The sequence below is a fragment of the Pseudonocardia yunnanensis genome, from assembly GCF_039534065.1.
GTDB lineage: Bacteria > Actinomycetota > Actinomycetes > Mycobacteriales > Pseudonocardiaceae > Pseudonocardia > Pseudonocardia yunnanensis.
Genome location: NZ_BAAAUS010000059.1, coordinates 127,481 through 151,823 on the forward strand (window position 1 = coordinate 127,481; position 24,343 = coordinate 151,823).

Below are 24,343 nucleotides of genomic sequence, written 5' to 3' on the forward strand. Positions count from 1 at the left end.
TGGTTGTCCGCCTGCGGACAGTCGGGCTCCGCCGATCCGGCGAGTCTTTGAGCGCAAGCCGACGTAGCGGAATGTGGAGAGTCATGAGTTCTCGAGTAGAGACATGTGGGCCGAAGCCTGTTGATCTTCCGTCGTACCACGCGTTGTTCATCGTGGACATGAAGGATTTTAGTGGTACACCTGGGCGGCGCCATGCCGAGCTCACCGAGGAGATTCCACGCATCCTGCGGGATGCGTTCCGGAGGGCGAATCTCATGGAGATGCTGGACGACGTCCGGTTCCAGGGGACCACCGGCGACGGGTACGTCCTCGGCTTCCGTTCGGCGGTGCTGCCGTACTTGATCAATCCGCTATTGGTGGAACTCCAGAACGAGCTGGCATACCGCAATCGCGCGGGTAGGGCGGCCCATGCGCAGGAAGTGATACGCATGCGTGTGAGCGTGCACGTCGGCCCGGTGACGTATTCGGGTCAGAACACAATCAGTGATGGCAGCGGCAACGCGAGGATCGAAACGCACCGACTCCTTGATGCCGAGCCCGTCCGGGACCTGCTCGCCCGGTCGACGGATGCTACGTGTGTTGCGGCGATCGTCTCTGCGCGGGCGTACGAGGACGCCGTCTTATCCGGGTATGCCGCGGATGACCCAGGCTTCTACGTGGAAGCACCGGTGCAGGTCAAAAGCTACGAGGGCACGGCCTACCTGCGGGTGCCCTGTCCGACCGGCGGTCTGTTGAAGCACGGGTTCCGGCCGCCCGATGACCCGACCATTACGTCCAATGAAAGTCCGCAGTCGCCTCCGGTCGATTCCAGATCTAGGCACAGCACGGTCGGCGATGTGTGGGGACAGAACACGGTGAACCAAGGCGGGAATGTCGGGATTGGATCGGTCGGCGGCTCCGTGGGCACCGTCTACAACGGCGACATCCACGCGCCGGTACACAGCGGTCGTGGCGACCAGTTCAACGGGCCCGGTCACTCCGGCAAGGGTGACCAGTACAACGCGCCGGCTCCGAAGCGGCGCCGCAGGGAGGACCGCGGTGACGGCTGAGTCAGAGCCCGTCCCCGTTCCTGAGGAGCCGCCCGTCTCTTTCGGCCTCGGGCGGGTCGGCCGTGATCTCGGAACCTATATCGGCAACACCTCCGGCCCCACTCACAGCGGGCTAGGTGATCAGTACAATAGCTACTTTGGTTCTGGTGATATCCTGAAGCGGATTCGTCAGCAGCCGCTCGGGGAGGAGGCGCAACGCCTCGAGCTGTGCTTCGTCGAGCCCCCGGGGTGGAAGCGGGCTACGGCGATGCTCGCCGTGCCGGGAGCTGTACTGCTGCACGGACGGCCGGGCAGCGGCATTCGGAGCGCCGCGCTGCGCCTGCTCAGCCTCTGCGGCGGCAGAGACGGCGGCCCTACCCGGGAGCTGCTGCCTGATTCTCGTGACGATTCATATGCTGATCTGCTGAGACTGGATGACGTTGTAGAAGGCGATCGGCTGTTGTTCGACCTGCTCGACAACCACGAGCGCCTGCCGATTTTTCAACGCGAGTTTCCATGGTTTCGGGAGGCGATCCGCGAGCGGAAGGCGTACCTCGCGGTCGTCCTGCCGCGCGACCGGCCCTGGACTATCGAGCCGGAGCTCCGCCGATCGGTGGCGCCTCTTGGACGTCCTGACGGGATGGGCGTCCTGTACCGGCACCTACAGGCGGACGGCATCGAGTACGTGGCCGGCGCCCGGCACGTCGAGGTCGAGAACTGGGCGAGCCGCGTGCCAATGCGCGACATCGCGTTGCTGGCGTCAAATGTCGGGGAGGCGCGGCTGGGTGATCCCTCGGCCTCCTTCGACGACTGGTTCGAACGAGCGTGGAACGCATCCGCGACGGCATCGAAGGTGGCCGACGAGATCAGAGGCTACCGAGAAAAGCGACTGCTGCCATTGATGCTCGCCACCGCGACATTCGAGGGATGCCCCGTCGATACCGTCTTCGCGGCCGAGTGGAAACTGCTCGAGTTGTTGGAGTACCCGCCCGGCGAGGTGCATGAACTGGATCGGCCCGACATGGCAGACAGGGTCCAGGCCATTGCCGCCCAGACCGGGCCGAACCGTCGGGTGCGGTTCATGACCCCAGGCCATGGTCCGGCGGCGCTGAAGCACTTCTGGGTCAACTACCCAGGGCTCCGCGATAACTTCCGCGATTGGATCACCGCCTGCGGCGGGATGGAAGGGCTTGACGAGACGGACTGGCGGTCGGCCGCCAGGCGGTTCGCCGAGCAGTGCCTCCACGTGGGGCGGACCGACGACCTAATCCGCGCCGCCTCGGAGTGGGCGACCTCCAGTCGAGCTGGGATGACCTCTGCCGAGGAGCTGCTTGTCCGCGGCTTGCGCCATGCGGACGGAGGGCGCCAAGTACGCCAAAAGTTCTACGATTGGTCGAAGGATTCTCAGCTTCAATTCAGACCTGGCGTACTTGGTAGTCGCTCTATGTGTTCAGGAGATCGAACCGTACCGGCCCGGCGAGGCGCTCACCCGGCTTCATCACCTCTACGTCCGCCACGGCGATGCAGAGGTTTCCCGCAGTGCGGGCGACGTGATCGTGGAGCTTGCTGGAAACGTCGGATTCTTCCGACGAACGTTGTCCCGCTTGGCCGAGCCTGGGCGAGATCGAATGACAGTACCGCTGAATCACAACCTATTCCTGCGGATCGCCGGCCCGGAGCGGCTGACCGACGCAGCACACCAGAGCAGGCCTCTGATTGCGGATCCAGTGGTCCACAGTCAGCTCGTCGCGTGCTGGAAATTCGTGCTCGCGGATCGGCGACCTGGGTATGAGGAATTCGTCAGGACCTGGCTGACCGTACATGCGCACACCGACGGCTCGGATCCACTACTGGGCGTCCTCGTCGAGGCCTGCGACGGAGCGATCGAGCCGCTGTCGGACCTCTTCGTAATCGGTCTCGGGTGGCTGCGCCAATCGGCTATCGACGACGAGGTTGCCGCGCGGCGTATCGCCGCTTTCTGGCGGCTGGATGCCGCCATCAACCGGGCCCGCGGCGACGCGCGGGACGGCTTCGGATTGAGCGGATGAGGGAACGATGAACGACAACGTCATGTTCGGCGCGATGGCATTGCTCGCTATCGTGCTTCCTCTGGCCGTCGGCACTGGCCTTGGATGGCCGAGCTGGGTTTACATCATTGCCATTGTCGTCTTGGTGGCCGTCGTTGTCGCGGTCCGGTGGGGGCGGCGTCCTCGCAGCGAGGCGCTGGCGCCGGTGCCGGCGTGGTCGGCGCCGCCGATCGACCCGCGACCGGCGGTGCAAACGGCGCAGTTGCAGGCCACCGTCGGCAGCAGCATGGATGGCTACGCCTTTCAGCTCTCCGCCACTGTCCGGTGGCGTGTCGTCCCCAACCAGAGGCAGATTCCGCACGCCGAGCCGTCAGCGCTGGCGAAGGACGCCGTCTTGCAGAGAGCGGTCGCCATCACCAGCACGTTCGCGCCCGCCGACCGTGATTTGGCCCAGCACCGGGTCGCAGCAGCACTCGGCGTCGAAGAGAACGATCAGCGGCACATAGTGCAGGTGTCGGCCACAGACGTCGACATCACCGTCCCTGAGGAGCAAAGCAAAGCGGTGCGCGATATGGCGGACCAACGTCGGCAGGTGCGGTTGAACGAGGCGAAGTTTGCGACTGAGCGCGGCATCCGCGAGTACCTCCACGATGAGGCGCTGCAAAGCACCGGCAGTGCGCTGGTCTGGTGGCTGGCGCGGCACGTCGACAACATCGAACAGGCGGTGGAACTGATCGACACATTGCAGCGCCTCAGTGCGGTGGCGCAGGACGGCGAGGATCCCGGCCGGACTGTCAGTGGGGAGCCGCTGACGCCACAACAGCTCGCGGCCTTCGTCGGAGGCGCCGGCGCCGGCAACGGCGGGGGTAGTGCTCCCGAGGACAACCTGCGGCGCCTGCTTGACGCGATGTTCCCGGACGGTGATCCGCGCCGTATCAGGTTCGCGCATGAGTTCGCCAACCTGGCTGCCGACTTCCATCCGGCCACAGCGGACCGCATCCGCCGGCTGTTCGGTCTCCACGTCGTGTCGCCGGATGAGCCAGACGAGGATGCGCCTCCACCTGCGGCCCCGATGACCTGAGCGAGCCTGTCGTCGCAACAGTCCCAGGCCGGAACTCAGGAAGCTGCTCATCGAGATCGGGGTCTCGAGCGGCGCGGTGTGCGTAGCAACAGTCGCTCGACGAATCAGCTGCCGACTCTCTCGGTGGCGGTCGCCGGGCTCAGCGGGTCGAAGAACCCTGCCGTCTTGACGGACTCACAGGGCGTCGGGGCAAGGCGGTGGCAGAGTTGAGCCACACGCCACTGACCTGCTGACTCGGCCCAGCCTCATCAAGAGAGGTGCCAGCGCGCCTGATCGGCGACTTGATGTTGTGTCCGAGGGGGGACTTGAACCCCCACGCCCGTTAAAGGGCACTAGCACCTCAAGCTAGCGCGTCTGCCATTCCGCCACTCGGACAAGCTGCGCGGCCTCCCGGCGCGCGAGCAAAAGGATAGCCCACGCGCGCCGGGGCCCCGCGCGGGGACCTCCGGTGGTAGGAAGATCGGCGTGGCCAGCACTCTTGCAGCGGAGGACGAGGTAGTCGAGCTCACGTCCGAGCTGATCCGGATCGACACCACGAACACCGCGGATCCCGAGACCCTCGTCGGTGAGCGGGAGGCCGCGGAGTACGTGGCGGCGAAGCTGACCGAGGTCGGCTACGAGGTCGAGGTCCTCGAGTCGGGCGCTCCCCGGCGTGGCAACGTGTTCTGCCGGCTGAAGGGCGCCGACCCGGAGCGGGGGGCGCTGCTCGTGCACGGCCACCTCGACGTGGTGCCCGCCGACCCCGCTGAGTGGTCGGTGCACCCGTTCTCCGGGGCGGTGCAGGACGGCTACGTCTGGGGCCGCGGTGCGGTGGACATGAAGAACATGGTGGGGATGACGCTCGCGGTCGCCCGCCGGTTCAAGCGCGACGGGGTGGTGCCGCCGCGCGACATCGTCTTCGCCTTCGTCGCCGACGAGGAGGCCGGTGGGAGCCTGGGCGCCCAGTGGCTCGTCGCGAACCGGCCCGACCTGTTCGAGGGTTGTACCGAGGCCGTCGGCGAGGTGGGCGGGTTCTCCCTGACGCTCGCCGAGGACCGCCGCGTCTACCTCGTGGAGACCGCCGAGAAGGGGCTCGCCTGGATGAGGCTGCGCGCTCGTGGCAAGCCCGGGCACGGCTCCTTCCTGCACGACGACAACGCCGTGACGAAGGTCGCCGAGGCGGTGGCGCGGCTGGGCAATCACAGGTTCCCGCTGGTGCTCACCGACACCGTGCGTGCCTTCACCGAGCGGATGGCCGAGCTCACCGGGCAGGAGTTCCCCGAGGACGACCTGGAAGGAGCGCTCGCCAAGCTCGGACCGCTCGCCCGGATGGTGGGCGCCACCGTCCGCGACACGGCCAACCCGACCATGCTCTCGGCGGGCTACAAGGCCAACGTCATCCCCTCGTCGGCCGAGGCGGTGGTCGACTGCCGCGTGCTGCCCGGGCGGGAGAAGGCGTTCCTGCGCGAGGTGGACGAGCTGCTCGGTCCGGACGTCACGCGGGAGTGGGTGCAGAACCTGCCTGCTGTAGAGACCCCGTTCGGCACCCCGCTCACCGACGCGATGGCCGCCGCGTTGCTCACGGAGGACCCTGGGGCGACGGCCGTGCCGTACATGCTCTCCGGTGGCACCGACGCGAAGTCGTTCCAGTCGCTCGGCATGGAGTGCTACGGCTTCGCCCCACTGCGGCTCCCGCCCGACCTGGACTTCGCGTCGCTCTTCCACGGGATCGACGAGCGGGTGCCCGTCGAGTCCTTGAAGTTCGGCTGCCGTGTACTCGACACCTTCTTGAGGAGTTGCTGAATGGATCTCACGGGCAAAGCCGCCCTGGTGACCGGCGGGGCGTCGGGGATCGGGGCCGCCGCAGTGCGGAGGCTGGCCGCCGCCGGGGCCGTCGTCGCCGTCGCCGACCGGGACGAGGCCGGGGCGCGGGCCCTCGCCGAGGAGGTGGGCGGGCTGGCCCTGCCCGGCGACGCGTCGGAGCCCGACACGATGACGATGGCCGTCGACGTGGCCGAGGACGCGTTCGGCCGGCTCAACATCGTGCTGCTGAACGCCGGGGTCACGGCGGGTCAGTCGGGCGTGGAGACGCTCGATCTGGCGGCGTACCGAAGGATCATGGGTGTCAACGTCGATCACGTGGTCTACGGGTTGACGGCAGCCGTGCCGGCCCTGCGGCGGGCGGGTGGCGGCAACATCGTGGTCACGGCGTCGCTGGCGGGCCTGGCTCCTCTGCCCGGCGATGCGCTCTACACGCTGACGAAGCACGCGGTGGTCGGGTACGTCCGCGCGGTTGGTCCCACGCTTGCGCCCGAGGGGATTCGGGTGAACGCGGTCTGTCCCGGCTTCGCCGACACCCCGCTCATCGCGCATGTCAAGCCGAAGTTCGCTGACTTCCCCCTGCTCGCCCCGGAGGACGTGGTGGCGGCGATCGAGTCGATCCTCGAGCGCGGGGAGCCGGGGGAGTGTTGGTTCGTGCAGCCAGGGCGCGAGCCTGCCCCGTACGCCTTCCAAGGGGTGCCGGGCCCGAAGGGCGGCACACTTCCACCGACAGGGGTGTCGTGGGCGGAACCACTAACCCACTGATGGGGACGGGCTAGACGGAGAGCTCGGGGAGCATCCTCGAGCTTCGCCGCCGGCGCAGCCACACCTTCCGGACACCGCCCGGGTAGAGCCGCACGCGCGAAAGCTCCCAGCCGCCGAACTCGGCCTGGATCGCCAGTCGCACCGCCGCGGTCATCCGGGAAACATCACCGGGTAGCTGGACCGGGCGGTACTCCCAGTCCCCGTCTGCAGAATCCCCCTCGATCATGCCGGTCGGGCCGCTTCGCTCCACCGGCTCACCTCCCCGCCAGCTCGCCCACCTGCAGAATCCGACGTTGTGGTGAACGCCGGGTGGAATCCCCACACCATAGGCCCGGCCGCGGTGACGTGCCAGGTTCTCGCGCGCTCAACGCGTGGCGCTCACGTCGTCGAGCGCGGACCTTATCTCGGGCGGCAACGTCACCGTCTCGGCCGCCATCGACGCAGCCAGCTGCGCGGCGTCCCTAGCCCCGACGATCGCCGCGGCCACACCGGGCCGGTCGCGCACCCACGCCAGCGCAACCGAGAGCGGTGAGGTGCCCAGCCCGTCGGCCGCCGTGAGCACGGCCTGCACGATCCGGGCCGAGCGCTCGTTGCGCCGTGCCTCCACGTAGGGCGCCAGCGTGGGCGACGCCGCGCGCGAGTCGGCAGGGGTGCCGTCGGCGTACTTGCCGGTGAGGACACCGCGCCCGAGCGGTGCCCAGGCCAGGAGTCCGAGTCCGTGGTGCTGCGCGGCAGGGAGGAGCTCGTGCTCGACGTCGCGGGACAGCAGGGAGTACTCCACCTGTGCCGACACCGGCACCGTGATGCTGCCGAGGGTCCGCCCGCGCTCGGCCACCGTGGCGAGTTGCCACCCCGCGGGAGCGACGAGCCCCGCGTAGCGCACCTTGCCTGCCATCACGGCCAGCTGCACCGCGGAGAGCGTCTCCTCCAGCGGGACGGTGGCGTCGAAGCCGGGCAGCTGCCAGAGATCCAGGTGGTCGATGCCGAGCCGGGCGAGCGTGGCGTCGAGCGCCGCGAGGAGAGCGCCACGCGCCGCGCCGTCCCCGAGCGGGCCACCGGGCAGCGAGGCTCGCCCGGCGATCACGAGTTGCTCACGCGCCACGGCGGACGCGAGGACCCCACGCAAAGTCTCCTGCGCAGCGCCGTCGCCATAGGCGTCGGAGGTCTCCACGAGGGTGCCGCCTGCGTCGACGAATGCGGCGAGCTGAGCCTTCGCGGCGTCGGCATCGGTGTCGGCACCCCACGTCAGGGTGCCGAGGCCGATGTGCGACACCTCCAGCCCGCTGGTCCCGACCCGTCGCCGCCGCACAAGAAGAGCCTAGGCGGGACCACGACCGGGGTCTCGGTACGGTCCGCGCGTGACTTGGCTGGAAGTGCTGGTTCTCGGCGTTGTGCAAGGTTTGACGGAGTTCCTGCCGATCTCCTCGTCGGCCCATCTACGGATCGTGTCCGAGGTCTTCTTCGGCCGCGATGCGGGCGCGGCGTTCACCGCGGTCACCCAGCTGGGCACCGAACTCGCGGTGATCGTGTTCTTCGCGCGCGACATCGGGCACCTCGTCGCCACCTGGTTCCGCGGCTTCACGAACGCGGCCGTCCGTACCACGCCGGACTACCGGATGGCCTGGCTCGTGATCATCGGCACGATCCCGATCGGCCTGCTCGGCGTGATCTTCGAAGACCAGATCCAGACCGCAGCCCGCAACCTCTGGCTCATCGCGACCACGCTGATCCTGTTCGGCCTGCTGCTCGGGCTCGCCGAGCGGGTGGGCAGGCAGCGGCTGGAGCTGGATCAGATGAAGCCGGTGGACGGCATCCTGCTCGGCTTCGCGCAGGCGATGGCGTTGATCCCCGGGGTCTCCCGCTCCGGCGGCACGATCACCGCTGGGCTGTTCCTCGGCTTCACCCGCCCCGCCGCGGTGCGCTACTCGTTCCTGCTCGCGATCCCGGCCGTGGTCGCATCAGGACTGTTCCAACTTCCCGACGTCTTGGCCGGTGACGGGCCGAGCCCGCTGCAGATGGCCGTCGCCACCGTCATCGCGTTCGCCATCGGCTACGCCTCGATCGCATGGCTGCTGCGCTACGTCGAACGGCACAGCGTGTACCTGTTCGTCTGGTATCGAGTGATTCTGGGCGCGGTGCTGTTCGTGGCACTGAGCGCGGGCTGGCTCGCCGCGATCTGACCGTCCCGAGGGGGCTCGACAGCGCAGCCGCAGCCCTCGTCCGTCCATGACACGTAGGCTCGGTGATCGTGACCGGACCCCGACGGGCCCGGCGAGGCCGTGACGAAACGTGGGAGAGGAGCTGACGTGACCACCCTCATCCTGCTCCGCCACGGCAGGTCGGCGGCCAATGCGGCCGGTGTCCTCGCCGGGCGCAGCCCTGGTGTGGAACTGGACGACGTGGGGCTGGAGCAGGCGCAGAAGCTGGTGGACCGGCTCACGGGCGTTCCTGTCTCGGAGATCGTCTCCTCGCCGATGGTGCGGTGCGAGCAGACCATCGCCCCGCTGGCGAAGGACCGTGGACTGACGCCTGTGTCGGAGCCCGAGCTCGCCGAGGTCGACTACGGGTCGTGGACCGGGGCTGCGCTCAAGACGTTGTTCAAGGAGCCGCTGTGGAAGGTCGTGCAGGCGCACCCGTCCGCGGCCGTGTTCCCAGGTGGTGAGGGGCTGGCGGGCATGCAGGCCCGCGCGGTGGCCGCTGTGCGCAGGCACGGGGCGCGGATCGCCGAGGAGCACGGGCCCACCGCGGTGTGGCTGGCGTGCACCCACGGCGACGTGATCAAGGCCGTGCTGGCCGATGCGCTGGCCACCCACCTGGACAACTTTCAGCGCATCGTGGTCGACCCGGGCTCGATCAGCGTCGTGCACTACACCGACACCCGGCCGTTCGTCGCACGGGTCAACGACCTCGGCGGTGACGTTGCCGGGCTGATCCCCCCGAAGCCGAAACGCCGGCGCAAGACGACCACTCGCAGCTCGGACGCGGTGGTGGGCGGCAGCACCGGTACCTGATCGACCGAGGACGTGCCGTGCGGGCCGCGGTGGCTTACTCTCGATGGCGTCATGTCACGCGTCATCCATGTCTTCCGCCAGCCCGAGCGCTTCGTCGCCGGGACCGTTGGCGAACCCGGCGACCGCTCCTTCTACCTGCAGGCCATCGAGGACGCTCGCACGATCAGCGTCCTGCTGGAGAAACAGCAGGTCTCGGTGCTCGCCGACCGCATCAGCGCGTTGCTGCAGGAGGTGGCGCGCCGGTTCGGCGACGAAGTTCCCGAGGGCACAGGTGGCAGCGATCTCGACCCGCTGGCCGTGCCGCTCGAGGAGGAGTTCCGGGTCGGCACCATGGGCCTGGGCTGGGACGCCGACTCGCGGTCCATCGTCGTCGAACTGCTCGCGGTCACCGACGAGGAGGTCGACGAGTCCGTCGTCCTCGACGACACCGAGGAGGGCCCCGACGCTCTTCGCGTGTTCCTCTCGCCCGTGCAGGCCCGCGCATTCGCGGACAGGGCGGAGCGGGTGGTGTCCGCCGGGCGTCCACCCTGCCCGTTGTGCGCCGAGCCACTCGACCCTGAGGGTCACGTGTGCGTGCGGCTGAACGGCTACCACGAGCGCTCCCCGGTCGGGGACTGACGAGAGACCGACGCTGACGCACGTGGACCCTCGCGACCCGGCTGTGCCGGAACTACTCCGGCGAGGCCGGATAGAGATCACCGGACGACTGGTGGACGCCTCGAACGCCACCCTGTTCGGCACCATCACCACCAACGGGCTCGAGGCGCAGTGCGTCTACAAACCGGTGCGCGGCGAGCGCCCGCTCTGGGACTTCCCGGACGGCACGCTCGCCGGGCGCGAGGTGGCGACATACCTGGTGTCCGAGGCCGCGGGCCTGCATGTCGTGCCGCCGACGGTGCTGCGCAACGGCCCGTTCGGGCCCGGGATGGTGCAGATCTGGGTGGACACCGACGACGAGCGCGAGCTCGTCGACGTCTGCGCTCCGAAGGACGTGCCGCAGGGCTGGCTGGGGGTGCTGCGGGCGCGCGGTGACCGCGGCGAGCCCGCCGTGCTCGTGCACGCCGACACACCGGAGCTGCAGGCGATGGCCGCGTTCGACGTGGTCACCAACAACGCCGACCGCAAGGGCGGCCACGTCCTCGCGGGGCTCGACGGCAATGTCTACGGCGTCGACCACGGGCTGTGCCTGCACACCGAGGAGAAGCTCCGCACGGTGCTGTGGGGCTGGGTGGGCAGGCCGCTGCCCGAGCACGTCATGGAGGCGATGGGCCGCCTGCGCTCCGAGCTCGACGACGGGCTCTGCGACACGCTGGGCGAGCACATCACCCGCCGCGAGATGCGCACGTTGTCGGCTCGCGTGGACGCGATGCTCGCCGACCCGTGCTATCCCGAGCCCTCCGGCTACGGCCCCGCCATTCCCTGGCCGGCCTTCTGAGCCTGCGGTACCCCCGGTACCCCCCTGCCGTACCCCCGGTACTCCCCTGCCGTACCCCCGATACCTCGCGTTCACCGCCTCTCTTCGCCATTGCCTGGTATCGGTAGGCCCAGGCATACCGGAATGCGCGCGGACTACCGTGCTTGATGACCCACATGGGACACGCGGTAGAGGAGTCACGCACGTGGAGATCGGCCTGCACATCGCCAATTTCACCTATCCGGCAGGGCCGTCCGGGCTCGCCGACGACCTGACGCGGATCGTCACCACGGCTGAGGACGCTGGCTTCGCGCGGGTGAGCGTCATGGACCACATCTGGCAGATCCGCGGTATCGGGCCGGCCGAGAACGACATGCTCGAGGCGTACACCACCCTCGGCTACCTCGCGGCGCGCACGTCACGGGTGCAGCTGCTGGCCTGGGTCACGGCGGCGACATACCGGGAGCCCGGGATGCTCGCGAAGATGGTCAGCACGCTGGATGTGCTCTCGGGCGGACGCGCCTGGCTGGGGATCGGCGCCGGGTGGAACGAAGAAGAGGCGAACGGCCTCGGGCTGCTGTTCCCGCCCACCGCCGAGCGGTTCGAGCGACTGGAAGAGAGCCTGCAGATCTGCTTGCAGATGTGGGGGGACGAGGACGGCCCCTACGCGGGGAAGCACTACCGGCTCGGGCGGACGCTGAACGTCCCGCAGCCGCTGAGCCGGCCGCACCCGCCGATCCTGATCGGTGGTGGCGGGGAGAAGAAGACACTGCGGCTCGTGGCGCAGTACGCGCAGGCCTGCAACCTGTTCGACGGGCCCGAGCTGGAGCACAAGCTGAACGTGCTGCGGGGGCACTGCGAGGCGGTCGGTCGTCCGTACGACGAGATCGAGAAGACCGTCATGATGTCCCTCGACCCCGGCGAGAAGGGCGAGAAGGTCGACGCGATCCTCGGGCGCGTAGAGCAGCTGGCAGCGCTGGGCGTCGCCGAGGTGCACGGCTACGTGCCCGGCATGTGGGAGATCACGCCGTTGGAGCTCCTCGGGCGTGAGGTCGTGCCGGCCGCCGCGAAGTTCTGACGTCCCGCCGCCCCGCCGGCCGCCCGCGGAATTTCCCGGGCGCCCGGCGGGGTCGACGTGAGGCGGGCGACGAGCTGAGCGATGCGCTCCGCGGGTAACGTCGCCGGGGCCGAGGTGAGGGAGAGCGATGACCGTGGCAGACGCAAAGAGCCGAATCGGAGTCACCGGGCTGGCGGTGATGGGGGCGAACCTCGCCCGCAACATCGCCCGGCGAGGCACCCCCGTGGCCGTGCACAACCGGACGCCGGCACGCACGCGTGAGTTCATGGAGGCGTACGGCGACGAGGGCGCCTTCACGGCCGCGGAGAGCATGGAGGACTTCGTCGCCGCGCTGGAGCGGCCGCGCCGGATCATCGTGATGGTCAAGGCCGGGGCCCCCGTCGACGCGGTGATCGAGGAAATCTCCCCGCTCCTCGACGAGGGCGACATCATCATCGACGCCGGCAACTCGCACTTCCCCGACACGAAGCGGCGCACCGATGCCTGTGCAGAGCGCGGGCTGCGTTTCATGGGCGTCGGCGTGTCGGGCGGCGAGGAGGGCGCGCTGCTCGGGCCCAGCATCATGCCCGGGGGCGACCCGTCGGCATACGCCGAGGTCGAGGACATCTTCACGGGCATCGCCGCCGTGGTCGACGGAACGCCGTGCTGCGTGCACGTCGGGCCGGACGGCGCCGGGCACTACGTGAAGATGGTGCACAACGGCATCGAGTACGCCGACATCCAGCTCATCGCCGAGGCCTACGACCTGCTGAGGCACGTGGCAGGGCTCGACGCCCCGGCGATCGGCAAGATCTTCGAGGAGTGGAACGCGGGCGACCTCGAGTCGTACCTCATCGAGATCACCGGTGAGGTCCTCCAGAAGACAGACGCACGCACCGGAGGCCCGCTCGTCGACGCCATCGTCGACCAGGCGGAGCAGAAGGGCACCGGACGCTGGACGTCGCAGGACGCTCTGGAGCTCGGCGTCCCGCTCACCGGCATCACCGAGGCCGTGTTCGCGCGCACGCTCTCGTCGCTGCGCCAGGAGCGCAAGGCGGCAGCCGGCACGCTGGCCGGGCCCGTGCCGGGGGCCGGGGAGAACCGCACCGACCTCGTCGAGGACATCCGCCAGGCGCTCTACGCGAGCAAGGTCGTGGCGTATGCGCAGGGCTTCGCGCAGATGCGGGCCGCGTCGCAGGCCAACGACTGGAACCTCGACCTCGGTGCCATGGCCACCATCTGGCGGGGCGGCTGCATCATCCGCGCCCGGTTCCTCAACCGCATCCGCGAGGCTTACGCCGAGCACGAGGACATCGAGAACCTGCTGATGGTGCCCTACTTCACCGAGGCTGTGGCCAACGCACAGGACGCCTGGCGGCGCGTGGTGGCCACGGCGACGGAGCAGGGCGTGGCGATTCCGGCGTTCTCGTCGTCGCTGTCCTACTACGACGGCTACCGCCGCGAGCGCGGCCCGGCGAACCTCATCCAGGGGCTGCGCGACTACTTCGGCGCCCACACCTACCGCCGGATCGACGCGGAGGGCTCGTTCCACACCCGGTGGGCGCAGGACGGCACCGAGGTGCGCACCGACGTCTGAGGAGCCTCCGGCGCCTCGGTCGCTGCGGCGGCTCTCGGCGCACCGCGCAGCGCGTCGGGCGTCCTCGCAGCGTGCCGGCGTGCTGCGAGGACGCACCACACGCTGCGACGCCACGGCGGCGACCGGGATGTTGGTGACGCCGCTGCCATGGCTCGCGGCGCTGTTGGTGGCCTACCTGTTGGTCCCGATCGGGGCGTTCCTCGTGCGGCTGGCGGAGGCGTCGGCTGACCAGCTCACGGTGCCGGGTATCGGTGATGCGTTGGGCGTCTCGGTGGTCACGGCCACCGTCGCCACGGTCGTCATCGCCGTCGGCGGCATACCGCTGGGGTACCTGCTGGCGCGGGCCCGCGGCCGTGCCGCCGAGTTGCTCGGCGTGGCGGTACAGCTGCCGCTGGCCCTTCCGCCGCTGGTCAGCGGGTTGCTGCTGGTCTACGTGTTCGGTCCCTACACGGCGCTCGGGGAGCTGTTCGGAGGCGGGCTGACCGATGACCTGACCGGGGTGGTGCTGGCTCAGGTCTTCGTGGCTGCCCCCTTCCTGATCATCGCGGCGCGGTCGGCGTTCGCGGCGTTGGATCCCGAGCTCGCCGACGTCGCCGCGACACTGGGGCACGGGCGCTGGTCGCGGTTCGCGCGGGTCGCCCTCCCGGGGGCCTGGGCCGGGATCCGGGCCGGCCTGCTCCTGGCGTGGCTGCGCGCTTTCGGGGAGTTCGGGGCCACCGTCGTGCTCGCCTACCACCCGTACTCGCTGCCGGTCTTCACCTACGTGGAGTTCGGCAGTTCCGGGGTGGACACCACGCTGATCCCCGTGGCCGCGGCGTTGCTCGCTGCCGTGGTGGTGCTTGCCCTGAGCGGGGCCGCTGGACGCCGGTACGGGGGACTGCACGCGCGGGTGGCGACACCGCCGCCGCGCGCCCCGGCCGCCCGTCCTCCCGAGCGGCTCGGCTTCGAGCTCGACGCCCGGCTGGGCGGGTTCCATCTGCGGGTGGGCCACTCAGCGCTCAGCAGCCATCTGGCGGTGCTCGGGCCGTCCGGGGCGGGGAAGTCACTGATGCTCAAGCTGCTCGCCGGACTCGCGCCGCTGCGCGAGGGCGGGGTGCTTCTCGGGAGCCACGAGCTCACCGGGCTCGACCCCGAGCGTCGCGACGTGGGTTACGTGCCGCAGGACTCCTGCCTGCTCCCGCATCTGCCGGTGTGGAGCCAGATCACCTTCGGGGTCGGCACCGACCCCGCCGTCGCCGCCCACTGGCTCACCCGCCTGCACCTCGACGGTCTCGAGGACCGGCTGCCCCATCAGCTGTCGGGTGGGCAGCGCCGCCGGGTCGCGCTCGCCAGGGCCCTCGCCCGTCAACCCCGGTTGCTGCTGCTCGACGAGCCCTTCACCGGGCTCGACACGCCGGTGCGCGACGAGCTCCGTCGTGAATTGCGACGTGTCCAGCGCGACACCGCGGTGACCACGGTGCTCGTCACCCACGATCCCGAGGAGGCGGCACTGCTCGCCGACGAGGTACTGCTGGTGGCCGACGGGACGCTGTTGCAGGCCGGCCTCCAGCCGGACGTCTTCGCCCACCCGGCCGGCCCGGCCGTCGCGCGGCTGCTGGGGATCCGCAACCTGCACGCGGGTCGCATGCGCGACGCCGGAACGCTCGAGTCGGCGGGAACGGCGATCGCCACGGTCGCGGTCGGCCTTCCGGCCGGAACGGACGTCGAGTGGTGCATCCGCCCGGAGCACGTCGAGCTCGCCTCGGAGCCTGCAAGCGCAGGCGAGCAGGGGGCAACGATCATCGACGTGGTCCACATGGGGGCCGTTGCCGAGCTGCTGGTCGTGCTCGACGGCGGCTGCGAGCTCACCGTCGTCAGCACCGACGACGGGGTGGCGACGATCGGCGCCCGCTGCCGCGTGCGGCTGCCTCCGGAACGGATCATCGTCTGGCCGACGCCGGCTGATGAGCGTGCGGAACCGGCGGTTGCGGCAGTGGGCTGACGGCGGGCGCAGCCGGTTGTGGCCGTGGCTATGAGCAATTCATGAAACGGGAATCTGCGGGTGCAGTGCCGCGGGAACCGTGTTGGCCGCTCCGGAGACCTTCGGCGGCGACGTCAGCCGGAATCCGTTGGCCGTCAGTGCCGAGGTGCCGTCGTGGCCGAGGAGATAGTTGACGAAGGCCACTGCACCCGCCTGGTCGGGCGCGTTGTTGAGCACGGTGACCGTGTAGTTCGCTGCCAACGATTCCGGGGGCACAGCGATCGTGGGGATCTTGTCGGGTGTCGCCTCGGCGGAGTAGAAGAACCCGGCATCGAGCTGGCCGGACTGCAACCGCCCCACCAGCTCCGTCTCCGGGAACACCTCCGCCTGGTCCGAGGCCAGCTTCGAGAGGCCGCTCTGGTCGAGAGCCTGCACCGCCAGCTTGCCCTTCGGGTCGGTGGTGGGATCGGTGCGGCCCAGGCGGAAGCCCGGCTCGGCAAGTACCTGCTGCCACGGCTTGGACTTCAGGTCGGCGGCGAACTTGCTGTTCGGGTTGTAGCCGATCACCAGCGGCGAGGACGCGAACGTGGCGAACCACGACACCTCGTTGCCGTTGGCCGCGCCCTCCAGGGTCGAGTTGGTGGCGGGGCTGGCGCTGATGAAAACGTCGGCCTGTTTAACCTTGCCCTTGATCTCGTTCGCCAGCGCGTCCGAGCCGCCGCCCTCCCCCTGGTACTGAAAGCCGCTGGCCGACGCGAACTTCGGTCCGATGTCTCGCTCCATCAAGTTCACCAGCGAACCTGCGTAGAGGACGTGCACGGGCCCGCGGTTCGCGGACGGGGCGGCCGTGTTCGCGCCTGAGCCCGTACACCCCGCCAGCGCGAGCCCAGCCACCGCCAGCACACCCACCACACGCCACGACCGCATCAGATCCTCCGGTTCGTTCCCTGCCACAGCGCCCGCCGTGGAACCCCCAACTCAATGTTCCGCAATTGCGGCGGGAAACCAAAGCTGATCACCGCTGGCAAGGAGGAATGAGAATCTCTGCCCCGAATCTGCTATTTGTATTCCTCCCCGGCTGTCCGATCCCGTTGGACGAGGGGCCCTGTCGGTCGATAGGTCCGTGCGGATGTGCCGCTCGTCCGGGCCGCGCCGGGCGGGGGAGACTGGCGGCATGCGGATCCTGATCACGGGAGGAACGAGCGGGCTGGGGCTGGCCATGGCCCGCGCACTCGTCGAGGACGGGCACCGGATCGTCATCACCGGCCGCGCCGCCGAGCGTGCCGCGGACGTGGCTGCGACGCTGCCCGGCGAGGTGCACGGCATCGGGATGGACGCTCGTGACAGCACATCGGTGCGGGCCGGACGCGACAGCACGATCGACCTGCTCGGTGGCCTGGACGTGCTGGTCAACAACGCCGGTATCGGCATGCGCACGGTGAACCCGCGCTTCATGGTGGAGCGTCAGCCGTTCTGGCAGGTGCCGGAGGCGGGGTTCCGCGACGTGGTGGACACCAACCTGACCGGTTACTTCCTCGTCGCCTCCGCCGTGGTGCCCGACCTGCTGGCGTCTCCCGGTGGCCGAATCATCAACGTCAGCGTGAACTACGCGACGATGACGCGGGCCGGGTTCGTGCCGTACGGGCCTTCTCGGGCGGGCTCGGAGGCGTTGTCCCGGGTGATGGCCGCCGATCTGGCCGACACCTCTGTCCGGGTGAACATTCTCCTTCCCGGGGGCGGAACCGCGACCGGCATGACGGAGGGCGTGGTGGCCGACGGAGCGCACCTGCTGTCCGCCGACGTCATGGCCGAGCCGGTGCGCTGGCTGTGTTCTCCGGCTGCGGCCGACACCCATGACCAGCGCATCGTCGCGACCGAGTTCCAGGACTGGCTCGCGAACGCAGACTCCCGGAGATCCTGAAACTCGTCACCCGGACGGTGTGCGGGAGATCGTGACGAACGCTGCCGCCGTGCCCGCTGGGCCGTCTCAGCGATGGAAAAGCCTGGTCACGGCCTCGTATCGTCCCGCGGATGGGGAGCGATGACGGCACGCGATGGTGCGGGTTCGCGCCCAGTGCGGTTGGCAGGCGCGGCCGGAGGCTGCGTCGCCGGCGGTTGGCCGCACTGCTGCCGGCCGTCGTGGTCGCCGTCGCGTCCTGCGCCGGCGTGCCGCATGTCTCGGCACCGCCTGCGGGCGAGCCGGGGGCCGCCGCGCCGGCCGCACCCGCCCCGGCTCCTGCGGTCGACGGGCTCCCCGGGATGCCGCCGGTGCTCGACCCACGCAACATCTACTCCGCCACCGCGCCGACGATGTTCACCGACGCGGCGAAGGCGGCGAAGCCTCTGGTGTACGTGCCGCACACGAAGAGCGGCGATGTCTGGGTGATCGACCCCGCCCGCCTCGTCGTCGTGGCGAGGTACGAGCTGGGCGGCGAGTTGCAGCACGTGGTGCCGTCCTACGACATGAAGACGCTCTACGCGACCGACGACATCACGAACAAGATGACGCCGTTCGACCCGAGGACGGGCGAGCCCCGCCCGAACATCCCGGTGCAGGACCCGTACAACATGTACTTCACCCCGGACGGCCGGACGGCGATCTCCGTGGCCGAGGCCCAGAAGCGGCTGGTGTTCTACGACCCGCACACCTGGCAGGAGCAAGGCGACCTGCCCACCCCCGACTGCGCCGGGATCGACCACGCAGACTTCACCGCCGACGGGCGCACGGCCGTGTTCAGCTGTGAGTTCGCCGGGCGGGTCGCGGTGGTCGACGTGGCGTCGCGCCGTTTGCTCCGCATGATCGACATGCCCGTGCGGAACAGGACAATGGGCCCGCAGGACGTCAAACTCGCCCCGGACGGCTCGGTGTTCTACGTCGCCGACAGCGAGCAGAACGGGCTCTGGGTGCTCGACGGCGCGGCCACCAAGGTGCTTCGCGAGATCCCCACCGGACACGGCGCGCACGGGCTCTACCTCTCCCGCGACGCGAAGCGGATGTTCGTCACGAACCGGCACGAGGGCAGCATCAGCGTGCTCGACGCCTACACCGGTGCCCCGATCACGAAGTGGTGGATCCCCGGTGGCAGCCCGGACATGGGCAACGTCACCCCGGACGGCCGGCAGTTGTGGCTCTCGGGCCGCTACGACCGCGCGGTCTATGTCATCGACACCACCGACGGACGCCTGATCCACACGTTCCGCGTGGGGCACGGGCCACACGGGCTGTGCGTGTGGCCTCAGCCCGGTCGCTACTCACTGGGGCACACCGGAATAACGCGGTGAGGCGGCCGAGGAATCAGGATCAGTTCTTCAGGTTGCCGCCGAACACATTCGTGGCGCTCGCGTCCTGCAACTCGCCGATCCTGGTGCCGCCGATGTTCGTGGTGGCGGTGACGACGAATCCGTTCTGAAGGTCGTTCGCGGTGGTGGAGCCGATGCGTGTGAAGTTCACGGCGTTCGAGATTCCCGGCACATCCGCGCCGTCGAGCACGAGAACCGCCTGCCCCTGCGCGACGAGCTTCCCTGCGGGGGACGAGAGGTCGAGGGTGCCACAGGTGCCGGCCGAAGCCTCCACGTCAGCAGCTTGCTTGACCGGGTCGTTCGTCCCGACGACGGTGAGGCGCGCGGCGAAGTCCTGCTCGGCGCAGAGCTTCAGAAGACCCTTCTCGGATGTGGCGGACGACTGGGCCGGCGCCGCGAATGCGGGCACGGTGGATGCGAAAAGAATACCCGCAACCGCCCCGAGGACTCCTGCCCCCGTCATCACGCGCCGGATCACCTTCTGCATTTCTGATGCCTTTCTTCTGTGCTCGTCTGCCGCTGCTGGACTCATTCGGAGCACGTATCCAAGTGGATCTACGTTCGGTGTCGCGCCGAGACGTGGATCACGTGTGGAGAAAGGCAGTGGCACCCCGGTCACCACACACCGGGACGCCCTGGGTGTCACGCGCTGAGGGGCTCCTGCAGCAACGACATCACCTCGCGCGCGGCTGCCCGTCCGGCCCTGTTGGCGCCGATCGTGCTCGCGCTCGGGCCGTAGCCCACGAGATGGATCCGCGGGTCGGAGCGGACCCGGGTGCCGTCGACCGCGATCCCTCCGCCCGGCCCGCGCAGCCCCAGCGGAGTGAGGTGCCCCAGTGCGGCCCGCCAGCCGGTGGCCCAGAGGATCACGTCGGCCGTCACGGTGGTGCCGTCGGCCCAGCTGACCCCATCGGGAGTGATCCGCTCGAACATGGGCAGCCGGTGGAGCACACCCGACTCTTGCGCCGCGCGCACCTGCGGGGTGAGCATCAACCCGGTCACGCCGACGACGCTCTGCGGTGGCAGCCCCGCGCGCACCCGCTCCTCGACGCGGGCCACTGCGGCGCGTCCCGTGTCCTCGTCGAAGGGGCCGTCCCTGAACTCGGGCGGTCGTCGCGTCACCCATGTCGTGGCCGCCGCGACCGTGGCGATCTCCATGAGCAGTTGCACGGCGGACGTCCCGCCGCCGACCACCACGACCCGCAGCCCGGCGAACTCCTCCGGTCCGCGGTAGTCGGCCGTGTGCAGCTGGCGGCCGCGGAAGGCGTCCTGCCCGGGGTAGCGGGGGCGGAAGGGGCGGGTCCAGGTGCCGGTGGCGTTGATCAGGGCGCGGGTGGTCCACGCGCCGGCATCGGTCTCGACGAGCAGTTCGGGAGCCCGGTCCCGGACGGCCGTGACGTGCACGGGGCGGCGCACTGGCAGATCGAACTCGCGCTCGTACTCGGCGAAGTAGGCGGGCACCACCTCGGCCGCCGGCCGCGACGGGTCGGCGGGCGCGAACGGCAGCCCGGGCAGGTCGTTGATGCGGTGTGCCGTGTCGACCCGCAGCGTCGGCCAGCGGTGCCGCCACGCCCCGCCGGGGCCGTCCTCGCCGTCGAGCACGACGAAGCCGGCACCCGGTTCGAGCCCGGCCCGGCGCAGGCCGTACGCCGCGGACAACCCCGCCTGCCCGGCTCCGATCACCACGACATCGCTACGCACAGCCGTGGAACGCCGGACGCCCCGCGGGGCTTCCGCGCAGCTCAGCGCGCGGCGGAAGCGGGGCGGCGGGCGAGCGGACCGACAGCGAACCGCTCCACCCAGCCGGCCACGTCCGCCGTGGTGACGTTGCCGCCGCAGATCACCAGGCCGAGGCGGGCGTCCGGGCCGACACGGTCGAGCACCTGCGGCGCGGCGGCCACGAGGCAGCCCGCAGCGGGCTCGGCCCACACCTTCGCCTCCCCGGCGAGGGTGAGGGTGCCCGCTACGGCGTCGGCATCCGGCACGACGAGCACCTCCTCGACGAGAGCACGGACGTGGTCGAGGGTCAGCTGCGACACGTGCGGCGCGCTGAGCGTGCTGGCGATCGAGGTCGGCGTGATGCCCACGGGTGACCCCTCCTTGAGCGCGCGCGTCATCGCGTCGGCGCCCTCGGTCTCGACACCCCAGATGCGCACGCCGGGCAGGAGAGCCCGCATCGCGGTGGCGACGCCGGAGATGAGCCCGCCGCCGCCGATGCTCACCAGCACGTCGGTGACGTCGGGCGCGTCCGCGGCGAACTCGGCGCCGACGGTGCCCTGACCGGCCATCACGATCGGGTCGTCGAAGGGGTGCACGAGCGTGAGCCCACCTGCCACGAGCTCGTCGAGCAGGGCGAAGGCGCTCCCCATGTCCGGCGTGAGGCGCACGGTGGCGCCGGCGGCCCGGCAGGTGGCGATCGACCGCTGCGGCGCCGACTCCGGCATCACCACGGTGGCGGCGACGTCCAGCGAACCGGCGACGTCGGCCAGCGCGATCCCGTGGTTGCCGCCGCTGACCGCCACCGCGCCTGCCGCGAGCTCGGCGGGGGTGAGGCCGAGCAGCTTGTTGAACGCGCCGCGTGGCTTGAACGAGCCGGAGCGCTGTAGCAACTCCAGCTTGAGCATGACGGGCACCCCGAGGTGTGCGGTGAGGCCCGGGCTGGCGACTGTGGGGGTGCGCAACACGTGCCCCGTGATGCGTTCCGTCGCTGCCGTGATGTGGTCGATGGTGATCAGGTCGCTCACATGGCAACGCTAACCCCCGCATGTGGCCGCGGTCGCATACGGGCTGCTCCCGGGGGATGGCGGAGCTGTGCCGGGGCATGGTGGGGTTTGACTGTGCTGCGTGCGTCGCGGATGGGCCTGCTGAGCACCCGGTACGAGATCGCCCACGATGGCACGACGCTGTGCACCTGGAAGCCGTCCACGTTCTTCGGCGGCGGTTCGTTCGTGCTCGAAGGCCGTCGCTACGACGTGGCGCGCGGCGGCTGGTCGTGGCGCCGCTACCGGCTGCTCGACGAGTCGGGCGAACTCCTTGCAATGGCCGACGCCGTGGGCCGCGGCGAGTGGACGCTCGAGACCGACGGCCACACGTACTCGTTCGAACGCCAGTCGCTGATCCGCAACGAACACGTGCTGATCCAGGACGACGCCGTGGCCGGGTCGGTGCGGCGCATCAGCACGTGGCGGGGTGAGGCGGAGGCCGACCTTCCCGGCCTGCCGTTGTCCGTGCAGGTGTTCGTGCTGGTGAGCCTGCTGGCCGTGTGGGACGAGGAATAGCCCGCCCGCCGGTCACTCGAACTGGTTGCCCGCTCGCGCGGCGCCTTTGCGGAGCTCCTCCGACCATTTCGCCGCCGAGCCGAGGGTCTTCTGGAGCTTGACGCGGGTGTCCGCGTCCACGTTGATCGCCACACCAGTTCCGACGGATGGATTCGCCGCGTGCTGGCGTCGCCAATAGGCCAGCTCCTGCTCTGCGATGGCGCGGTGGGCAGCCGGGGCGCGGGGGTCGTTCGCCGGGATCCTGTACAGCTCGCTGAGCTCGGGCCGCTGGAAGACGGTGTGGATGTCCCGGGCCCCGTTCTCCCCAGCGAGGGCTTCGATCGCGCCGATCGAGGTCATCACCCCGGACCCCACCGTCTCCTCACCGTGCTGGCCGCTCTCGGCCAGAACCTGAGCGATGTGGCTGACCGCCATCTTGCGCGCCGGCTGAGGGGCCGGGGCATCGGAGCGCAGCCGGATGACGCCGAGGCTCGCCTTGAACATGGCCGCAAGGCCACCGCCCCCACTGCCACCGGCCTCGTCCGGAACCCGCTGCACGGACTTCGCGCGGCCGGCCCGCCGTGGTGAATCCGTCGCGGCAGATCGCTCTCCGCCGGAGACCAGGGCCCCCGGCCGCAACGCCCGTGCGGCGTTCGCCTCGGCCTCACGTTCGAAGCGGTCGGAGGGATCGCTGATCCGCAGGCCCGTGCCGTCGTCGGTGCCTGCCACGGGTCCCTGCCGCTGCTGGATCACGTGGGTGAGCTCGTGGGCCAGGGTCTTGCGGTCGGCGCCGCCCGTGCCGATGACGATGTGGCGGCCTGCCGTGTAGGCACGGGCTCCGATCTCCGTGGCGGAGCGCTGAGCGGCGATGCCGGTGTGCAGGCGCACGTCGGAGAAGTCGGCGCCGAGCCGGGCCTCCATGTCGCTCCGCACCGTGTCGTCCAGCGGACGTCCCGAGGAGCGCAGCACGTCGGGGACCGACGAGTGCTGCACCGGGGCGGACGGCTGCTGGCCGTGGTCCGCACGCTGGGCGTGCCTGGCCTCGGCGAGTAGGCGCATGACGGCGGCGTTTCCTAAGGTGCGCTGCAGCGCGACGATGCGTTCGGCAGAGAAACCAAGTGAATCGGCCGTCAAGCGGTGCCGGCGCGGAGGTGTCCTGGAATCTGCCCGGTCGCGTTGTACCGGGACACGGGGGCGCATTGTCTGCTTGCCTTTCTGAACCGGCTCAGGAGTCGCCGCGACCCGCAGCGGAGACGGGTCCAGGCGGCCCAGGTGGATACGCGATCACTATTCAAATCCGAGTCGGCAAGACGTCAGGAAACAGCCGACGACGGTTCGGTGGCGATCGGGGTTCAGCGAGACGTACGGATCCAGCGCATGTTCTCGTGCTAGCTCCGGGGCCGGAGCCCGTCGAGGAGTGTCTCGATCGTGTCGGCGATCAGGTCGTCCGGGGACCGGTCGGGGAGCATCCCGCTGACGATCAGCGCGGTGAGCCCCTGAACGGTGGCGAGGATCGCGGTGGCCGCCTGATCGTTGTCGAGGTCCACGATGTCGTGGTGGGCCTGCGCCTCGCAGATCATGGCCGACGACGCGGCGAAGGCCCGATCGGCGGCGCGGCGCAGGGAATCGGCCTGGGGCCGGTTCTTGCTCGCGAACATCATGTCGAGCAGGGCCGGGTGGCGGGAGGCGAAGTTCACCCAGGCCCGTGCGAAGGCGGTGAGCCGGACCGTGAACGGTCCGTCCACCTCCTGCACCGCCGCGTCCAGTTCGCGCCCCAGCCGCTCGAAGCCGTTCTCTGCGAGAGCGTCGAGCAAGGCCTGCTTGTCGGGGAAGTGGCGGCGCGGGGCGCCGTGGCTGACCCCCGCCTGCCGGGCCACCTCGCGCAGTGACACCTCGCCCACCCCGGTGCGTTCCAGCATCTGCTCGGCACACTCCAGCAATGCCTCACGGAGGTTGCCGTGGTGGTACGCGGTACGTGCCGGGGGCATGTTCGGCAGGGTACCTCGGTGTTGTCGTTGACAACAATGTATCCGCTGCCTACTTTGG

Annotated in this window: 24 protein-coding genes and 1 tRNA gene; 15 read left to right on the forward strand and 10 right to left on the reverse strand. The window is 69.9% G+C overall.

Annotated elements, in window-relative coordinates:
* The first annotated feature begins 143 nt into the window (after positions 1-143).
* Positions 144-1,049 carry a hypothetical protein gene (locus ABD743_RS39745; RefSeq protein WP_344729112.1) on the forward strand — a complete coding sequence of 302 codons (906 nt, stop codon included), beginning with the start codon at positions 144-146 and terminating at the stop codon, positions 1,047-1,049.
* On the forward strand, positions 1,039-2,820 hold the full coding sequence (locus tag ABD743_RS39750; RefSeq protein ID WP_344729114.1) for a hypothetical protein: 1,782 nt from the start codon (positions 1,039-1,041) through the stop codon (positions 2,818-2,820). Before ABD743_RS39745 ends, ABD743_RS39750 begins: the two co-directional genes overlap by 11 nt.
* A gap of 55 nt (positions 2,821-2,875) precedes the next feature.
* Here the strand turns inward: ABD743_RS39750 and ABD743_RS39755 are convergent, their stop codons facing one another.
* On the reverse strand, positions 2,876-3,100 hold the full coding sequence (locus ABD743_RS39755) for a hypothetical protein (protein ID WP_344729116.1): 225 nt from the start codon (positions 3,098-3,100) through the stop codon (positions 2,876-2,878).
* Here ABD743_RS39755 and ABD743_RS39760 point away from each other — a divergent pair.
* Positions 3,084-4,136: a hypothetical protein gene (locus ABD743_RS39760; RefSeq protein ID WP_344729118.1), complete on the forward strand. Its 1,053-nt coding sequence runs from the start codon at positions 3,084-3,086 to the stop codon at positions 4,134-4,136. The two genes, ABD743_RS39755 and ABD743_RS39760, sit on opposite strands and share 17 nt — an antisense overlap.
* Positions 4,137-4,426: 290 nt before the next feature.
* Here the strand turns inward: ABD743_RS39760 and ABD743_RS39765 are convergent.
* A tRNA-Leu gene (locus ABD743_RS39765) sits at positions 4,427-4,511 on the reverse strand.
* Positions 4,512-4,601: 90 nt separating this feature from the next.
* Between ABD743_RS39765 and ABD743_RS39770 the strand changes: the two genes are divergently transcribed.
* Both ABD743_RS39770 and ABD743_RS39775 read left to right on the forward strand, forming a co-directional pair.
* Positions 4,602-5,918 carry a M20/M25/M40 family metallo-hydrolase gene (locus ABD743_RS39770; protein WP_379658952.1) on the forward strand — a complete coding sequence of 439 codons (1,317 nt, stop codon included), beginning with the start codon at positions 4,602-4,604 and terminating at the stop codon, positions 5,916-5,918.
* Positions 5,919-6,701 (forward strand): SDR family oxidoreductase, encoded by a 783-nt coding sequence (locus ABD743_RS39775; protein WP_344729120.1) that lies wholly within the window; start codon positions 5,919-5,921, stop codon positions 6,699-6,701.
* 10 nt (positions 6,702-6,711) lie between these two features.
* Here the strand turns inward: ABD743_RS39775 and ABD743_RS39780 are convergent, their stop codons facing one another.
* Positions 6,712-6,927, reverse strand: a complete 216-nt coding sequence (locus ABD743_RS39780) for a DUF5703 family protein (RefSeq protein ID WP_344729344.1) — start codon at positions 6,925-6,927, stop codon at positions 6,712-6,714.
* 138 nt (positions 6,928-7,065) lie between these two features.
* The gene (locus tag ABD743_RS39785; RefSeq protein ID WP_344729122.1) at positions 7,066-8,010 is read right to left on the reverse strand and encodes an aldo/keto reductase; all 945 of its coding nucleotides are present in this window, start codon (positions 8,008-8,010) and stop codon (positions 7,066-7,068) included.
* A gap of 49 nt (positions 8,011-8,059) precedes the next feature.
* Between ABD743_RS39785 and ABD743_RS39790 the strand changes: the two genes are divergently transcribed.
* From ABD743_RS39790 to ABD743_RS39820, 7 genes are all read left to right on the forward strand, one after another.
* The gene (locus ABD743_RS39790; protein WP_344729124.1) at positions 8,060-8,881 is read left to right on the forward strand and encodes an undecaprenyl-diphosphate phosphatase; all 822 of its coding nucleotides are present in this window, start codon (positions 8,060-8,062) and stop codon (positions 8,879-8,881) included.
* A gap of 126 nt (positions 8,882-9,007) precedes the next feature.
* The gene (locus ABD743_RS39795) at positions 9,008-9,712 is read left to right on the forward strand and encodes a histidine phosphatase family protein (RefSeq protein ID WP_344729126.1); all 705 of its coding nucleotides are present in this window, start codon (positions 9,008-9,010) and stop codon (positions 9,710-9,712) included.
* A 51-nt stretch (positions 9,713-9,763) separates the two neighbouring features.
* Positions 9,764-10,330 carry a DUF3090 domain-containing protein gene (locus tag ABD743_RS39800; protein WP_241035296.1) on the forward strand — a complete coding sequence of 189 codons (567 nt, stop codon included), beginning with the start codon at positions 9,764-9,766 and terminating at the stop codon, positions 10,328-10,330.
* Between the two features lie 22 nt (positions 10,331-10,352).
* Positions 10,353-11,147, forward strand: coding sequence for an SCO1664 family protein (locus ABD743_RS39805; RefSeq protein WP_344729128.1), 795 nt, complete (start codon positions 10,353-10,355; stop codon positions 11,145-11,147).
* Between the two features lie 184 nt (positions 11,148-11,331).
* Complete coding sequence (locus ABD743_RS39810; protein ID WP_344729130.1) at positions 11,332-12,204, forward strand: LLM class F420-dependent oxidoreductase; 873 nt, start codon at positions 11,332-11,334, stop codon at positions 12,202-12,204.
* 127 nt (positions 12,205-12,331) lie between these two features.
* Positions 12,332-13,780 carry an NADP-dependent phosphogluconate dehydrogenase gene (gndA, locus tag ABD743_RS39815; RefSeq protein WP_344729132.1) on the forward strand — a complete coding sequence of 483 codons (1,449 nt, stop codon included), beginning with the start codon at positions 12,332-12,334 and terminating at the stop codon, positions 13,778-13,780.
* Between the two features lie 79 nt (positions 13,781-13,859).
* On the forward strand, positions 13,860-15,761 hold the full coding sequence (locus ABD743_RS39820; RefSeq protein ID WP_344729134.1) for an ABC transporter ATP-binding protein/permease: 1,902 nt from the start codon (positions 13,860-13,862) through the stop codon (positions 15,759-15,761).
* A 39-nt stretch (positions 15,762-15,800) separates the two neighbouring features.
* Here the strand turns inward: ABD743_RS39820 and ABD743_RS39825 are convergent, their stop codons facing one another.
* A complete protein-coding gene (locus ABD743_RS39825; RefSeq protein ID WP_344729136.1) occupies positions 15,801-16,667 on the reverse strand; it encodes an extracellular solute-binding protein in 867 nt (288 codons plus the stop codon).
* 247 nt (positions 16,668-16,914) lie between these two features.
* Between ABD743_RS39825 and ABD743_RS39830 the strand changes: the two genes are divergently transcribed.
* Both ABD743_RS39830 and ABD743_RS39835 read left to right on the forward strand, forming a co-directional pair.
* A complete protein-coding gene (locus tag ABD743_RS39830) occupies positions 16,915-17,661 on the forward strand; it encodes an SDR family NAD(P)-dependent oxidoreductase (RefSeq protein ID WP_344729138.1) in 747 nt (248 codons plus the stop codon).
* Positions 17,662-17,771: 110 nt separating this feature from the next.
* Positions 17,772-19,022: a YncE family protein gene (locus ABD743_RS39835; protein WP_344729140.1), complete on the forward strand. Its 1,251-nt coding sequence runs from the start codon at positions 17,772-17,774 to the stop codon at positions 19,020-19,022.
* 19 nt (positions 19,023-19,041) lie between these two features.
* On the opposite strand, the gene ABD743_RS39840 is transcribed toward ABD743_RS39835, so the two are convergent.
* From ABD743_RS39840 to ABD743_RS39850, 3 genes are read right to left on the reverse strand one after another with little or no spacing between them, the layout of a single operon-like run.
* A complete protein-coding gene (locus ABD743_RS39840) occupies positions 19,042-19,650 on the reverse strand; it encodes a hypothetical protein (protein WP_344729142.1) in 609 nt (202 codons plus the stop codon).
* Positions 19,651-19,682: 32 nt separating this feature from the next.
* Positions 19,683-20,723, reverse strand: a complete 1,041-nt coding sequence (locus tag ABD743_RS39845) for an NAD(P)-binding domain-containing protein (protein WP_344729144.1) — start codon at positions 20,721-20,723, stop codon at positions 19,683-19,685.
* A 59-nt stretch (positions 20,724-20,782) separates the two neighbouring features.
* The gene (locus ABD743_RS39850; protein WP_344729146.1) at positions 20,783-21,784 is read right to left on the reverse strand and encodes a threonine ammonia-lyase; all 1,002 of its coding nucleotides are present in this window, start codon (positions 21,782-21,784) and stop codon (positions 20,783-20,785) included.
* 87 nt (positions 21,785-21,871) lie between these two features.
* Here ABD743_RS39850 and ABD743_RS39855 point away from each other — a divergent pair, with 87 nt between their 5' ends.
* The gene (locus ABD743_RS39855; protein ID WP_344729148.1) at positions 21,872-22,318 is read left to right on the forward strand and encodes a hypothetical protein; all 447 of its coding nucleotides are present in this window, start codon (positions 21,872-21,874) and stop codon (positions 22,316-22,318) included.
* 12 nt (positions 22,319-22,330) lie between these two features.
* Here ABD743_RS39855 and ABD743_RS39860 read toward each other — a convergent pair whose 3' ends face one another.
* The gene (locus ABD743_RS39860; protein WP_344729150.1) at positions 22,331-23,356 is read right to left on the reverse strand and encodes an eCIS core domain-containing protein; all 1,026 of its coding nucleotides are present in this window, start codon (positions 23,354-23,356) and stop codon (positions 22,331-22,333) included.
* Between the two features lie 329 nt (positions 23,357-23,685).
* Positions 23,686-24,285 (reverse strand): TetR/AcrR family transcriptional regulator, encoded by a 600-nt coding sequence (locus ABD743_RS39865; protein ID WP_344729153.1) that lies wholly within the window; start codon positions 24,283-24,285, stop codon positions 23,686-23,688.
* Positions 24,286-24,343: the final 58 nt, after the last annotated feature.

What these genes read in the sequence shown, in the direction of transcription:
- ABD743_RS39760 (WP_344729118.1), top strand. Translation starts at nt 3,084, where the DNA reads ATGAACGACAACGTCATGTTCGGCGCGATGGCATTGCTCGCTATCGTG.
- ABD743_RS39755 (WP_344729116.1), bottom strand. Translation starts at nt 3,100, where the DNA reads ATGACGTTGTCGTTCATCGTTCCCTCATCCGCTCAATCCGAAGCCGTC.
- ABD743_RS39775 (WP_344729120.1), top strand. Translation starts at nt 5,919, where the DNA reads ATGGATCTCACGGGCAAAGCCGCCCTGGTGACCGGCGGGGCGTCGGGG.
- ABD743_RS39780 (WP_344729344.1), bottom strand. Translation starts at nt 6,927, where the DNA reads ATGATCGAGGGGGATTCTGCAGACGGGGACTGGGAGTACCGCCCGGTC.
- ABD743_RS39800 (WP_241035296.1), top strand. Translation starts at nt 9,764, where the DNA reads ATGTCACGCGTCATCCATGTCTTCCGCCAGCCCGAGCGCTTCGTCGCC.
- gndA (WP_344729132.1), top strand. Translation starts at nt 12,332, where the DNA reads ATGACCGTGGCAGACGCAAAGAGCCGAATCGGAGTCACCGGGCTGGCG.
- ABD743_RS39825 (WP_344729136.1), bottom strand. Translation starts at nt 16,667, where the DNA reads ATGCGGTCGTGGCGTGTGGTGGGTGTGCTGGCGGTGGCTGGGCTCGCG.
- ABD743_RS39830 (WP_344729138.1), top strand. Translation starts at nt 16,915, where the DNA reads ATGCGGATCCTGATCACGGGAGGAACGAGCGGGCTGGGGCTGGCCATG.
- ABD743_RS39835 (WP_344729140.1), top strand. Translation starts at nt 17,772, where the DNA reads ATGGGGAGCGATGACGGCACGCGATGGTGCGGGTTCGCGCCCAGTGCG.
- ABD743_RS39860 (WP_344729150.1), bottom strand. Translation starts at nt 23,356, where the DNA reads ATGCGCCTACTCGCCGAGGCCAGGCACGCCCAGCGTGCGGACCACGGC.
- ABD743_RS39865 (WP_344729153.1), bottom strand. Translation starts at nt 24,285, where the DNA reads ATGCCCCCGGCACGTACCGCGTACCACCACGGCAACCTCCGTGAGGCA.